This window comes from Pseudomonas sp. KnCO4 (assembly GCF_045344305.1).
Classification (GTDB): domain Bacteria; phylum Pseudomonadota; class Gammaproteobacteria; order Pseudomonadales; family Pseudomonadaceae; genus Aquipseudomonas; species Aquipseudomonas anuradhapurensis.
In genome coordinates this window covers 2,969,005-2,982,224 of the sequence record NZ_CP174199.1, presented here as the reverse complement: position 1 = coordinate 2,982,224, position 13,220 = coordinate 2,969,005, and the positions used below count along the sequence as shown (strand labels likewise).

The 13,220-nt window shown below is 65.7% G+C and carries 9 protein-coding genes; 4 read left to right on the top strand and 5 right to left on the bottom strand.

Features of this window, described 5'->3' with window-relative positions; genetic code table 11:
* Nucleotides 1-7: 7 nt before the first annotated feature.
* Nucleotides 8-1,183 (bottom strand): efflux RND transporter periplasmic adaptor subunit, encoded by a 1,176-nt coding sequence (locus ACJA3S_RS14055; RefSeq protein ID WP_406818929.1) that lies wholly within the window; start codon nucleotides 1,181-1,183, stop codon nucleotides 8-10.
* Between the two features lie 209 nt (nucleotides 1,184-1,392).
* On the opposite strand from ACJA3S_RS14055, the gene ACJA3S_RS14050 reads away from it, so the two are divergent.
* Together ACJA3S_RS14050 and ACJA3S_RS14045 are read left to right on the top strand one after the other, a co-directional pair.
* Entirely contained in the window at nucleotides 1,393-2,094 is a 702-nt protein-coding gene (locus tag ACJA3S_RS14050; RefSeq protein ID WP_406818928.1) for a response regulator, read from the top strand.
* Nucleotides 2,095-2,100: 6 nt separating this feature from the next.
* The gene (locus ACJA3S_RS14045) at nucleotides 2,101-3,399 is read left to right on the top strand and encodes an ATP-binding protein (protein ID WP_406818927.1); all 1,299 of its coding nucleotides are present in this window, start codon (nucleotides 2,101-2,103) and stop codon (nucleotides 3,397-3,399) included.
* A 116-nt stretch (nucleotides 3,400-3,515) separates the two neighbouring features.
* Here the strand turns inward: ACJA3S_RS14045 and ACJA3S_RS14040 are convergent, their stop codons facing one another.
* From ACJA3S_RS14040 to nrfB, 4 genes are all read right to left on the bottom strand, one after another.
* On the bottom strand, nucleotides 3,516-4,607 hold the full coding sequence (locus tag ACJA3S_RS14040) for a diguanylate cyclase domain-containing protein (protein ID WP_406818926.1): 1,092 nt from the start codon (nucleotides 4,605-4,607) through the stop codon (nucleotides 3,516-3,518).
* Between the two features lie 137 nt (nucleotides 4,608-4,744).
* Complete coding sequence (locus ACJA3S_RS14035) at nucleotides 4,745-5,584, bottom strand: DUF4434 family protein (protein WP_406818925.1); 840 nt, start codon at nucleotides 5,582-5,584, stop codon at nucleotides 4,745-4,747.
* Nucleotides 5,584-8,589, bottom strand: a complete 3,006-nt coding sequence (locus tag ACJA3S_RS14030) for a phage receptor (RefSeq protein WP_406818924.1) — start codon at nucleotides 8,587-8,589, stop codon at nucleotides 5,584-5,586. The genes ACJA3S_RS14035 and ACJA3S_RS14030 overlap by 1 nt, the downstream gene beginning before the upstream one ends.
* On the bottom strand, nucleotides 8,586-10,760 hold the full coding sequence (nrfB, locus tag ACJA3S_RS14025) for a cyclic di-3',5'-guanylate-activated glycosyltransferase NrfB (RefSeq protein WP_406818923.1): 2,175 nt from the start codon (nucleotides 10,758-10,760) through the stop codon (nucleotides 8,586-8,588). The genes ACJA3S_RS14030 and nrfB overlap by 4 nt, the downstream gene beginning before the upstream one ends.
* A 192-nt stretch (nucleotides 10,761-10,952) precedes the next feature.
* Between nrfB and ACJA3S_RS14020 the strand changes: the two genes are divergently transcribed.
* Nucleotides 10,953-11,384, top strand: coding sequence for a PACE efflux transporter (locus tag ACJA3S_RS14020; protein WP_406818922.1), 432 nt, complete (start codon nucleotides 10,953-10,955; stop codon nucleotides 11,382-11,384).
* Between the two features lie 184 nt (nucleotides 11,385-11,568).
* The gene (gene ilvA / locus ACJA3S_RS14015) at nucleotides 11,569-13,131 is read left to right on the top strand and encodes a threonine ammonia-lyase, biosynthetic (RefSeq protein ID WP_406818921.1); all 1,563 of its coding nucleotides are present in this window, start codon (nucleotides 11,569-11,571) and stop codon (nucleotides 13,129-13,131) included.
* Nucleotides 13,132-13,220: the final 89 nt, after the last annotated feature.

Sequence of the window (13,220 nt, the reverse complement as noted above, 5' to 3'; positions counted from 1 at the left end):
CAGGCCCTCACTGGCCAGTGTGCTGTGCGATGGGCGGCGCCCCGGATGCATTGTCGACCTGCACCTGGTCACCGGCCTTGACGTGTTGCAGGCCCTCGACCACCACCCGCTCGCCGGGCGCCAGGCCTTCGCTGACGATCCAGCGGTCGCCCTGGGCGCTGCCCAGGACCACCTGGCGATCGCTGACCCGGGCCTGCGGGTCGACCACCAGCACCTTGGGCACGCCGGCACTGTCGCGCAGGATGGCACGCTGCGGCACGCTCAGGCCCTGGGGCTGCACGGCCTGCTCCAGGCGCACGCGCACGTAGCTGCCGGGCAGCAGGTCGAGGTCCGGGTTGGGGAACTCGCTGCGCAGGGTGATCTGGTTGGTGCTGGGGTCGACGCTGATATCGGAGAACAGCAGCTTGCCTGGCAGCGGATAGGCGCTGCCGTCGTCCTGGATCAGCGTGGCACGGGCCTGACCATCGCCGACCTGCTGCAGCTCACCCGCCCGCAGGGCCCGGCGCAAGGCGTTGAGTTCACGCGTCGACTGGGTGACATCGGCGTGGATCGGGTCCAGCTGCTGAATGGTCGCCAGCGGCGTGCTCTCGTTTTGCCCGACCAGCGCGCCTTCGGTGACCAGGGCGCGACCGATACGCCCGGATATCGGCGCGGTCACGGTGGCATAGCCCAGGTTCAGGCGGGCACGCTCCAGGGCGGCCCTGGCTTCGGCGACGGCGGCATCGGCCTGCAGGAACGCCGCCCTGGCGTTGTCGTATTCCTGGCGGCTGACGGCCTTGTCGTCGACCAGCTCGCGGTAGCGCTGCTCTTGCAGGCGTGCCTGGTACAGCGTGGCCTCGGCCTTGGCCAGGGTGGCGCGGGCGCTGTCATGGTCGGCCTTGAACGGCGCCGGGTCGATCAGGAACAGCACATCGCCTTGCTTGACGTCGCTGCCTTCGCGGTACACCCGCTTGAGCACCACGCCAGCCACCCGGGCGCGGACTTCGGCGGTGCGCGGCGCCAGGATGCGACCGCTGAGTTCGCTGCTGATGGCCAGTGGTTGCAGCTGCAGGGTTTCCACCCGTACTTGCGGGGTGGCGGCCTGTTCGTCTTGCTCGGCGCTGTCGCCGCAGCCAGCCAGGGACAGGCCCAGAAACGCCAGAAGCGCCACGGGGCGCAGGCATTGGGGGAGGGTAATAGACATACGGATCTTCCGATGATGACCGCCCATATGCTAAGGCAGGCGCTGCTTGGGTGGCTGTTAATACCTGTAGGACGAGTGTGAAAAAGTGTGAAGAACAATCCTGTGGTGCTATCGGGTTCTATATTCTGCGTACGTCTGCACCGGGCGGTTCGCGGAGTTTTCCACGCACAGCCCGGTAAGGTCTACCACCCCTGGATGCCCAACCGCCTATGCCGAACATTTTCCTGGTCGAAGACGACAGTGCCCTGTCCGAGTTGATCGCCAGCTACCTGCAACGCAACGACTTCCATGTCCAGGTGATCGCCCGTGGCGACCACGTGCTGGACGAGTACCGTCGGCAAAGGCCCGACCTGGTCATCCTCGACCTGATGCTGCCGGGCATCGATGGGCTGCAGCTGTGCCGCCTGTTGCGCCAGGAATCGCAGAGCCTGCCGATTCTGATGCTGACCGCCCGCGATGACAGCCATGACCAGGTCCTGGGCCTGGAAATGGGCGCCGACGACTATGTGACCAAGCCCTGCGAGCCACGCGTGCTACTGGCCCGCGTGCGCACCCTGTTGCGCCGCAGCAGCATCCACGAACCGCGCCTGGACAACGAGCTGATCCTGATCGGCGGCCTGCGCATCGACCTGGCCGAGCGCACAGTGAGCTGGCGCGGCGAGGAGGTGGAGCTGTCCAGTGGTGAATACAACCTGCTGGTGGTGCTGGCGCGCAATGCCGGCGAGGTGCTGAACCGCGACCGCATCCTGCAGCAGCTGCGCGGCATCGAGTTCAATGGCACCGACCGTTCGGTGGACGTGGCCATTTCCAAGCTGCGGCGCAAGTTCGACGACAACGCTGGCGAGGCGCGCAAGATCAAGACCGTATGGGGCAAGGGCTACCTGTTCAGCCGCGTCGAGTGGGAGTGCTGATCGGCCATGCTCAAGATCCTGGTGCGCCTGTACCTGGTCATCATCGTCGCCTATGCCGGTGCGCTGCTGTTCATCCCTGACACCATCGTCGGGCTGTTCCAGGAGCGCTTCATGGCCTACAACCTGGACCAGGCCAAGGGCGTGCAGGCGCTGATCGTGCGCCAGTTCCGCCAGGCCCCGCGCGAGCAGTGGCCGGCAGTGGAACAGGAGCTGGCCAGGGATTTCGCGCCGCTGCAATTGCAGCTGCTGCGCATGGACCAGGCCGGCCTGAGCGAGGCCGAGCAGGCGCGCCTGGAGCATGGCCTGCATGTGGTGCGCATCGCCGAGTGGGGCTACTACGAAACGGTGCTGGCACCGCTGGACAAGGAATGGCTGGTGCGCCTGCACTCACCCCCCGACCCGCTGGACATCAACGTGCTGTCGTGGGGGGTGACCGTACTGATCGGTGCGGTCATGCTCGGCTGCCTGCTGCTGTGGGTCTGGCCGCACTGGCGCGACCTGGAGCGTTTGAAAGAAACCGCCCGGCGCCTGGGCCAGGGGCAGATGGCCGAGCGCACGCACATCTCGCCGCATTCCAACATCGGTGAGCTGGCCGGGGTGTTCGACACCATGGCCGGCGACCTGGAGCGCCACGTCAACCAGCAGCGCGAGCTGCTCAATGCGGTGTCGCACGAGTTGCGCACACCGCTGACCCGGCTGGATTTCGGCCTGGTGCTGCTGTTCGACGAAGTCCCGCCGGCCAGCCGCAAGCGCCTGCTGGAGCTGGTCGGGCACGTGCGCGAACTGGACGAACTGGTGCTGGAATTGCTGTCCTACAGCCGCCTGTACAACGCCGACCAGGCCCGCGAGCGGGTCGAGGTGTCGTTGTTGGAGCTGGTCGACAGCGTACTCGGCGGCTTTGCCGAGGAGCTCGATGGCCGCGGCATCAAGTGGGAAGTGCGCGCCGAAGGTGATTTGCCACGTTTTGTCCTGGACCCCAGGTTGACGGCGCGCGCGGTGCAGAACCTGGTGCGCAATGCCATGCGTTATTGCGACGAGAGCTTGTTGCTGCGTTTGCGCCGGGAAGAGGATGGCACCTGCCTGGTGACGGTGGAAGATGACGGGATTGGCATACCGGTGGAAGAGCGCGAGCGGATCTTCCAGCCGTTCTACCGGCTGGACCGCAGCCGTGACCGCAATACGGGTGGGTTTGGCCTGGGGCTGGCGATCAGCCGGCGGGCGATCGAGGGGCAGGGCGGTACCTTGACCGTGGCGCAGTCGGCGCTGGGCGGGGCGCAGTTCCGGATTCGCCTGCCTGCCGGGTGAGGTGTCGGCTGTGCCGGCCGCTTCGCGGGTAAGCTCGCTGGCGCAGCTATCGCGCTGAACCTGCGTGCCATGCAAATGCTGCAGGAGCGGGTTTGCCCGCGAAACGGCCGAGCCTGCTAATCAGTGCCTGCCAGCGTGCCTGACCACAGCACGAAGCGGTCCTTGCCACTGTGCTTGGCTTCATACAGCGCCCGGTCGGCGCGCACCAGCGCCGTGGTCAGGCTGTCTCCCGGGGCTACCCGGGCCAGGCCGATGCTGACGGTCACCGGGTGCTCGGCAATGTCCTCGCGCACCCGTTGGCACAAAGCCGCCACCCGCTGCTCGACACCTTGCTGGTCCAGCCCCTGGAAAAACACCGCGAACTCCTCGCCGCCCAGCCGGGCAAATTCGAAACCGGCCATGCTCGCCTTGATATGCATGGCCACGCGCTTGAGCACTTCATCACCCACGTCATGGCCAAAGCGGTCATTCACCCGTTTGAAGTTGTCGATGTCGATCATCGCCAGGTACTGCCCGGCCTTAGCCAGGCGCAGTTGGTCGCCCGCCTGGGTCATGAACGAGCGGCGGTTGGGGATTTCGGTCAGGGCGTCGACATAGGCCTGCTCCAGCAGCACCTTGGACAGATAGAAGTTGTGCAGCTTGGCCTTGCGCATCTGCACGTAGCTGTAGATGACCAGGCCGCTGAGGAACACTGCGTAGCTCAGCAGCATGGCCCCTTCGAGTTCGTCCGCGTCGATACGGGTGTGATAGAACGGGCTGAGCAGCACCCAGGTGATGGCCATGGCGCAGAAGAACGACCAGCGCCGAACCGGTAGCACCGACACGGCATACAGCACGGTGGACACGCCGAGGACCAGCCACACCGGGCGCTGGGCCACCGGGATGCCTTCGATCACCAGGCGCATGCCCAGGGTGATCACCGCGACGAACAGCAGGTTGAGCACATCGAAGTGATGGCTGCGGCGGGTGAAGCGCAGCACCAGGGTAAGGCAGCCGAGCAGGGCGAGAAACAGGCACGACAGCCAGGTGAAGCCCTGGCCGCCGAGGAAGCTGACGATCAGGTCGAAGACCAGCCAGATCAGGATACTGACGCAGAACACCAGCAGGCAGAACGGGCGCATGGACTCGAATTCGTGCTGGCGGAACTCGGCGCGCAGGGCGGCTGGGGCGACCTGCTTGCGTACGTGCGCTTCGATGGTCTTGAACATCGCTGGGCTCCTGGGAGTACTGCCAGGCCCGGCCTGTTCGCGGGTAGGGCCGCCTCTACCGGTCCGCCACAGTGCCCCAACACCTGTGCCGTCCCTGTGCGAGCTGGTTTACCCGTGAACAGGCCGGGCCTGGCGACTCAATTGTTGGGCAGAATACCCCGGGCCCAAGGCCGGTAACGCAAGTCGAACACGGCCTCGGCATGGCAACCGCCGCCCAGCTGCGGTTCAGCGGGCTCGGCGCGGAACGGCTGCCCTGGCGCGCTTACCTGGCGGAACGCCTCGCGCACCACGCCCACCCGGCACGGCAAGGCCTGCTCATAGCCCTGGCGTACCAGCGCGGGCAAGCGCCCGGTGCCAGTGCCGTCCTGCCACCACACGGTCACGCCCAGGCCGGCCAGCTGATCCAGCCAGGCGCCATTGACCCGCGGCGACAGTTTGCCCGCGCTGAAGGCACTGATGTGCAAGGGCTTGTCGAGCTGGCGGTTGAAGGCCTGCAACTGGCTGAACAGCGCAGCGCGCCGCTCGGCTTGACGAAAATGCAGGTCGTCCAGTTCCATCGGCAGGTACCAGCCATCCACAGGCAATTGCCAGGTCTGGCGCAGTTGCTGGTAGTGGCTGAGCGAGCGCCCCAACTGTGCCTGCCAGTACCTGGTGAGGCCATCACCATCGAGCTGGTCAAGGCGCTGGTAATAGGCCGGGTCCATGTACAACCCCAGCACCAGCTGCAAGCCTTCGGCGCGGGCGCTGCGCAGGCTGTTGGCCAGCCAGCCGTTCGCGCCGCCGAAATCGCTGTCGCCGTAGGCGCTCCATTGCACGATCAGGGTCTTGCCGCCCTGCGCGGCGGTGGCGTGCCACAGCTGTTGCCATTGGCCAGGGGTGATGCTGGCGTCGCGGTTGAGCGGTTGGTAGAACAGGCGCTGGTCGGCGTTGGCCGGCAACCACAGGGCGAGCAGGCACAGGGCAAGGAGTGTACGCATCAGAAGGTCATCTCCGCACCGACCAGCACGCCATTGGCGCGCTCATAGAGGTTGCCGCCCAGCGATTGCTGGTACTCGGCACGCACTTTCAGCGAACCGCGGTAGGCGTTGTAGCGGTCGTCATCGAACCACCATTGCCAGCGCACACCGACCCCGGCCCGGGCATCCTGGCGCCAGTCGTTGCTCGGGTCCTGGCTGGAGAACTCGACAAAGCCATACGGCATGAGGGTCTGCGGCGAACTGCCCGGCAGCTTCCAGGCGTGGCCCTGCTGGTAGCGCGACAGCCAGGCGTGGTCACCGGCACGGGTCCACCAGGCGGCGTCGAGGTAGAGGAAGCGCTCGTTCCAGTCGTCCTCGTCGACCCGCCAGTCGTTGCGCCAGGCGCCCTGGTCGAGGAACGAGGCGGTGGCGCGCAACAGCAGGTCATTGCTCGATTCGGCGTGGTGGCGCAGGTCGCCCCAGTTGCCGCCGACCTTGGCCGGGCTCAGCAGCTGCCCCAGGCTCAGGCCGCGGTAGTGCGCCTCGTCGACCTGGCGCTGGTGGTACAGCTCGGTGTACAGGTTGAGGTTGGCCTGGCCGAGCGGCTTGTAGCGCAGGCCGACGCCGGTGCCCATGCTTTGTGCGTAGTCGGTACGGCTTTGCCCGCCGAACAGCACCCGGCCATACACCGACAGGGTGCTGCCATTGCGGCTGGGCTCTTCACCCAGGGCATGGTCCCACATGGCCAACTGCACGTTCTGCGATTGTGCGTGGCGCGAAGTGCCACTGCGCTGGCCATTGTCGAGGAACCTGTCGTTGGTCGAGGTACCGGCCGGCGACCAGGTGCTGGCCAGGGTGATGGTGTCGCGCCGCGACAGGCTCTCATGGGCCCGCCGCTGGCGGTACTTGCGGGCCTCCAGGCTGCCGTACTCGTCATCGCCGTCGACCAGGTTCTGCTCGACATCGAGCACCCGGCGCAGCTCGCGACGTGCCGCGGCGCTGTCTTCGACCTCGTCGTAGCGCAACGCCAGCGTCTCGCCCAGGCGGAAATCCTCGGGAAAGTCGTGGGTGGCACGTTCCAGCAAGGGGATCGACTGGCGGCGCTGGTTTTTGTCTGCCGAGCCGGCCAGGCGCATGCCGTAGTCGGCGCGGTAGCGCGGCTGGTCGGGGGCCAGGCGTACGGCTTCGGCCAGCCAGGCGCTGCTTTGCGCGGGGTCGCCGGCCAGTTGCGCGGTGCTGGCGGCGGCGTAGTAATGGTCGGCTCGCGGCGCATGCGCCAAGGCCTGGCGTTGCAAGGCCAGCGCGCCCTGGTAATCGCCTTGCTGCTGGGCGATGGCCGCACCCAGCGCCCAGTCGTCGGCGCTATGCTGCCCGGCGGCCTCCCAATAGCGGCGGGCCGCCTGCGGGTCGCCGGCGTTCAGCGCGCCACGGGCAGCGGTGAGGCGCGCGTTCTCGGTCCAGGTACTGTCCGGCAGGCTGCGCCAGATGGCCAGGGCGGCCTCGGAGTCACCGGCAGCCTCGAGGGCATAGGCCAGCGGCAGACGGCTGCCACGGTCGCCCAGGCGCTCAGCGGCCTGATAGTAGACGACTGCTTCACCGGGCTGGTCAGGCATGGCGCAGCGGCCCAGCGCGCGGTACTGGCCGGGCTCGCTGGGGGCGGCCGGTATGGCCTGGCGCACGGCATCGCAGTGGCCGGCCTCGGCCAGGCGGCCGAGCAGCTGGGCGCGGGTATTGGCGTCGACCCGGGGGACCAGGCCGAGCATGCGGCGACGGTCCAGCGGCCCGTCGTTGCGTGCATACAGGTTGCCCAGGCGCTGCAGCAGCGACGGGGCCAGGCGGCCCTGGTGGCGGTCGTAGGCTTGCTCCAGCAATTGCCGGGCGTGATCAGTGCGGCCCTGTTGGGTCAGCAGGAAGGTGGCTTGCTCCAGCGCCGCCAGGTCACCGCTTTGCCGGTAGCGGTTTGCCCATTCGGCGGCAGTGTGTGGTTGCGCAGGCTGTGGTGGGTCACCGTACAGACGCTGCCTGAGCACGGCGTAGGCCTTGGGGTCGGTGCTGGCCGTGCAACCCTTGAATTGCTCGCGGGCCAGCGCCGGGTCGCGGCGCGACAGCCAGTCGACGGTTTCCAGGCAGGGGCGTTGCAGTTCGTTGCTCAGGCGCTGCACCAGCGCGGCATCCTCGCCTTGGCGGGCCAGTTCCCACAACTGCTGGCGCTGCTCCGGCTGGTTCAGTTGCTCGGTCGGCAGCGCCTGCAGCCAGCGCTGGGCCTGCTGGTTGTGGCCGACGGCGATGGCTCGGTTGGCCATGGCCAGGCGGGCCTGGTCGGCGGCTGCGGCGGATGGGGCGCTGGGCAGCAGTGCGTTCAAGCCGTTTTCGTCCACCTGCTGGATATAGGCATTGGCCAGGCGCTGCCAGTCCTGGGCCGGCAACTGGCGCTGATCGGCGAGCGGCTGCAGCTGTTCGATGGTTTCCTTCCAGTTGTGCAGCTGTTCGGCAAAGTTGGCCCGGGCCAGGCGCAGGACCTGGCCGTCCTCCCGTAGCGGCAGGTGATTGAGCCAGTCCAGGGCCTTGGCGGCGCCAGCGGACTTGGCCAGGCTCAGGCTGTAGGCCTGCCACAGGCGCACGCGCTGGGCGCCATCGCTGCTGGCCAGCCAGCGCTCCACCTGGCTGGCCGCGGGCGGGTCCTGCTCGATCCAGGCCAGACGCAGTTCGAGCAGGGCGTTGGCCTGCGCCGGGTCGTCCCCCAGTTGTTCGGCCAGCGCTTCGGCTTCCTGGTAGCGGCGTTGGTGGGCCAGGGCTTGCACCAGCAATGCGCGGGCTTCGTCATTGTTCGGTACCCGCTCGAGGACGTGCCGGGTCAGGCGCTCGACCTCGGCCCAGTTGTCCTTCTTCGCCTCTCGGTAGCTACGTTCCATGAACGGGTAGCTGGTGAACCGCTGGAAGTCGGTCATCGGTGTCGATGCTGCGGCGGGCAGGGCGGCGGAACACAGCAACAGGCCAGTGAAAGTGAGGGAAAAGCGCGGCTTCATGCCACCTCCCGGGTCAGGTCAAAGGCGGCCTGCTGTTCGCTGGCCTGTTCGATCAGGGCTTCTTGCAGCACCTGCTCGGTGATGATGCCGCGGGTGATCAGGTATTCGCCCAGGCTCTGGTGGTCGGGGTTGTAGTCGATCAGCGCCTGGTTGAACAGGGTCACCGGCACCATGCCGCGCACCTGCAGCAGGGCACCGAGCATCACCTGGTGATGGCTGACCCGTTCCAGCAGCGCTTCATCGTCCTGGCAGCGTTCCAGAACGGCCAGCATGTCGCGGGTTTCGGCTTTCTGCCAGGGGCTCGGGTAGTGATAACGCAGGCCCAGGGTCACCCGGCCCTGGGGGGCCAGGCGTGCGCTGACCGGGCGTTTCAACTGCCGGCTTATCACCCCCAGCGACACCTGGCTGACCGGGCTTTCGCTGGCCAGGATCAGCGTGTCACCGTCTTCGGCTACCGGTAGCACGCCGTAGTGCGTGGCCAGCTTGCGTGGCAGCTTGGCGATCAGCCGCGGGTCGAGCTTGAACGGGTTCAGCGGTGCCCAGGGCAGGTCGAGTTGTTCGGCCAGGGTAGCCACCAGCTGTTCGCTGTTCAGCCAGCCGCGCAGCAGCAGTTCACGGCCCAGGCGTCGGCGTACCGGGCTGATGATCGCCTGTTGCAACTGCTCGTCGCTGATCAGGCCCTTGGCAATCAGGCGTTGGCCCAGCGGGGTGCGGGCCGGGGCGGCAATGGCGGGGAATTCGTGAGTGGTCTTGTCCCAGGCCACGCGCCGCGAGTCGCCCATTTCCATCACCTGGCGCAAGGCGCGCAAGTTGGCGAAGAAGTTGACGAAGTTGCTCCACATCATCCGGGGTGCCGACAGCAGGCCCTCGCCGATACCGTAGAAGCGGGTGACGAACCAGGCGCGCTGGAACAGGCGGTTGACCAGCAGCAGGCCGTTCAGCCAGAGCAACGTGGCCAGCAGCGGGCTGTCATCGAGGATCGACATGAAGCGCCACGACTCCGGTGCAATGACCGTGACCAGCCACATGGCCAGCAACACCAGCAGCAACAGGTTGACCAGGAAGCTCAGCAGGTAGGCGAACAAGCCGCGGCGGTCACGCCAGAGGAAGTAGTTGAGCGCGCCCTTGCGGCTCCAGCCAAGGTTGCTGGTGCCCTGGAACACGATGCCGACGATCCAGCGTGACTTCTGCCGGATGGCGTGTTGCCAGTCGCGCGGGAAGTGCTCGCGCACGCAGATCACCTGCGAGAATTCGCGGCTCATGCCCGGGCGCCACTCCTGCTTCAGGGTCAGGCTCGGGTCGGTGATGGAATAGCGGGCGAAAATGCACTTCATGCCCTTTTGCTTCAGGCGAAAACCGATGTCGTAGTCTTCGGTCAGGCTCTGCACGTCGAAGGCGATGCCGTCGCCGTCCTCGAGCAGCGCAGCGATGGCGCGGCGGCTGAAACAGGTACCCACGCCAGCACTGGGCACCTGGCCGGTGAGGGCTTCGCGCACGATCACGTCCTTGCCGTGGTTTTCGGCAAACTCGTCGACATAATGGCCGGCGGTGAAGCCTTTCCATTCCGGTGCATAGGGGTACACCGGAATCTGGATCATGTCCTTGTTCGGCAGCAGGTAATTGAACAGGCGCAACTCCATGGGGGAAATCACGTCTTCGGCGTCATGCAGGATGAAACCGGCGAATTCGATGCCAGCGTCCTGCTGGAAGCGCAGCAGGGCGTCGATGATGTTGTTCAGGCAGTCGGCCTTGCTGGTGGGGCCGGGGCGCGCGCAGACTACCTTGTGCACGTTGGGGTAGTGCAGGCACACCGCGTCGACATCGGCCTGGGTTTGCGGGTCGTTGGGGTAGGTGCCAACGAAGATCTGGTAATTTTCATAGTCGATGGTCGAAGCGGCAAGGCGCGCCATTTCGCCCACCACGCCCACTTCGTTCCAGGCTGGAACCATGATCGCCAGGGGCTTTTCCGGTACCTCGAACAAGCGTTTTTCGTCGGCTCTTTCGTACTTGTCATAGATACGAAAACGCCGGACCAGCTTGCGGCACCAGTAGCACAGGTCGATGAACAGGTCGTCCAGGCCCAGCAGGAACATCAGCGAGGCCAGCACGATCGCGAAGATCTTCAGGCCGAACAGCACATAGGTAAGGAAATCGATGAATGCCAGGCTCATGTGCCGGCCACCAGTAAAAAGGCGTAAGCCATTGTCTTTATCCTCGTTCGATTCCTTGGACGAAGTAGTACGACATGTCGGCGTCTGTCCTCGATAGATACAAGCAGCCGGATGCAGTGTTGTCCAAATTTCAGGCTTTTTCTTACAAGCCAGTTCTAGTAGTTTACAGATCGTTCACCCAGGGAGCAGAACATGCAAGGCAAGGCACGCAAGATCGTCCAGGCCATTCTCTACGAAGCCATCGCCGTCGCCTGTGTGGCGCCCGCGCTGGAACTGGCGTTCGGCGCAGGTATGGCGCAGTCGACCGTGTTGTCGGTGCTGATGTCGGGCATCGCGATGAGCTGGAACATGGCCTACAACTGGGTATTCGAGCGCTGGGAAGCGCGTCAGCGCCGGCGTGAGCGGACCTTCCTGCGACGTCTGATGCATGCCCTGGGCTTCGAAGGCGGGCTGGTGCTGATCCTGCTGCCGCTGGTGGCCTACTGGCTGGATGTCAGCCTGTGGGCGGCGCTGCTGACCAACCTGGCGTTGTTCGTGTTCTTCTTCGTTTATGCGTTTGTCTTCCAGTGGGGCTTCGACAAGGTGTTCGATGTGCCGCTTTCGGCGCAGCACGCCAAGTGTTGACTTCATGCCGCAGGACCGGCTAAGTTCTTGGGCATGAAAACCTTCCCGCACGCGCACGCCATTATTATTACCGCCATTATCAGCTTGGCGGGCTAGCGCGTACGTGCACCGAACCCGCCCTGGAGGCGGGTTTCTTCTCTCTGACTCCTGGGCAACGTGAATAAAAGCCAAGGAGTTGCAATCGATGACCAGCCTCAATGTCAGCCCTCGTACCCCGACTTCCACGCAGCAACTGCTGTCGGAACAGGTGCGCCGTATTCTCTCTGCGCCCGTGTACGACCTGGCCATCGAGACACCCTTGCAAGGCGCGCCCGCGTTATCGGCGAGGCTTGGCAACCAGGTGTTGCTCAAGCGTGAAGACCTGCAACCGACCTTCTCGTTCAAGATTCGTGGTGCCTACACGCGTCTGTCACGCCTGAGCAGCGTGCAGCGCGAGCGCGGGGTGATCACCGCGTCGGCAGGCAACCATGCCCAGGGCGTGGCCCTGGCAGCGTCGCACCTGGGCATGAAAGCCACCATTGTCATGCCTACCACGACACCGTCGCTGAAAGTGGAGGGTGTGCGTTCGCGCGGTGGCCATGTCGTGTTGCACGGTGAGAGCTTCCCTCATGCCCTGGCCCACGCGCTGAAACTGGCCGACAGCGAAGGCGCTACCTTCGTGCCGCCGTTCGATGACCCGGATGTGATTGCCGGGCAAGGCACCGTGGCCATGGAAATCCTCCGCCAGCGACCGGGTGCGCTGGACGCCATCTTCGTGCCGGTGGGCGGTGGCGGGCTGATCGCGGGTATTGCTGCCTATGTGAAGTACCTGCGCCCGGAGGTGAAGGTGATCGGCGTCGAGCCAGAAGACTCCAACTGCCTGCAGGCGGCCATGGCCGCTGGCGAACGGGTGATCCTGCCACAGGTCGGCACCTTCGCCGACGGGGTGGCGGTGGCACAGGTGGGTGCCCATTGCTTCGAACTGTGCCGGCAGTTCGTCGACGAGGTACTGACCGTGAGCAGCGATGAGTTGTGCGCGGCGATCAAGGATATCTACGATGACACCCGTTCCATCACCGAACCGTCCGGCGCCCTGGCTGTGGCCGGGATCAAGAAGTACGTGGCGCGCGAAGGCGTGCAGGGTCACACCCTGGTGGCCATCGACTCCGGGGCCAACGTCAACTTCGACCGCCTGCGCCATGTGGCCGAGCGTGCCGAACTGGGCGAGCAGCGCGAGGCAATCATCGCCGTGACCATCCCGGAACAGCCCGGTAGCTTTCGTGCCTTCTGCCAGGCGCTGGGCAAGCGGCAGATCACCGAATTCAACTACCGCTACTATCCCGGCAAGGAGGCGCGCCTGTTCGTGGGGGTACAGACACACCCGCTGCACGACCCGCGCGAGCGCTTGCTGGCCAGCCTGCGTGAGCAGGGCTACAGCGTACTTGACCTGACCGACAACGAACTGGCCAAGTTGCATGTGCGTCATACGGTGGGCGGCCACGCCGCGCCAGGTGCTGACGAGCGGGTGCTGCGCTTCGAGTTTGCAGAGCGTCCGGGGGCGTTGCTGGGCTTCCTGGAGCGATTGGGCAAGCGCTGGAACATCAGCCTGTTCCATTACCGCAACCATGGTGCGGCAGAGGCTCGGGTGTTCGCTGCGCTGGAAGTGCCGGGGGATGAGCTGGCGAGTTTGCCGCTGGCGCTGGATGAGATGGGGTACCGCTATTGGGACGAGACCGACAACCCGGCGTACAAGCTGTTTCTTGGCTGAGCCGTTTGTTTGGTAACGGGGGTGCATGCCGTTTGATTTGTAGCGCCTGTGAGATCGAGCGCCGCCCGCGCGGCGCTCGATTTGCCAGG

What these genes read in the sequence shown, in the direction of transcription:
- ACJA3S_RS14055 (WP_406818929.1), bottom strand. Translation starts at nt 1,183, where the DNA reads ATGTCTATTACCCTCCCCCAATGCCTGCGCCCCGTGGCGCTTCTGGCG.
- ACJA3S_RS14050 (WP_406818928.1), top strand. Translation starts at nt 1,393, where the DNA reads ATGCCGAACATTTTCCTGGTCGAAGACGACAGTGCCCTGTCCGAGTTG.
- ACJA3S_RS14045 (WP_406818927.1), top strand. Translation starts at nt 2,101, where the DNA reads ATGCTCAAGATCCTGGTGCGCCTGTACCTGGTCATCATCGTCGCCTAT.
- ACJA3S_RS14040 (WP_406818926.1), bottom strand. Translation starts at nt 4,607, where the DNA reads ATGTTCAAGACCATCGAAGCGCACGTACGCAAGCAGGTCGCCCCAGCC.
- ACJA3S_RS14035 (WP_406818925.1), bottom strand. Translation starts at nt 5,584, where the DNA reads ATGCGTACACTCCTTGCCCTGTGCCTGCTCGCCCTGTGGTTGCCGGCC.
- ACJA3S_RS14030 (WP_406818924.1), bottom strand. Translation starts at nt 8,589, where the DNA reads ATGAAGCCGCGCTTTTCCCTCACTTTCACTGGCCTGTTGCTGTGTTCC.
- nrfB (WP_406818923.1), bottom strand. Translation starts at nt 10,760, where the DNA reads ATGAGCCTGGCATTCATCGATTTCCTTACCTATGTGCTGTTCGGCCTG.
- ACJA3S_RS14020 (WP_406818922.1), top strand. Translation starts at nt 10,953, where the DNA reads ATGCAAGGCAAGGCACGCAAGATCGTCCAGGCCATTCTCTACGAAGCC.
- ilvA (WP_406818921.1), top strand. Translation starts at nt 11,569, where the DNA reads ATGACCAGCCTCAATGTCAGCCCTCGTACCCCGACTTCCACGCAGCAA.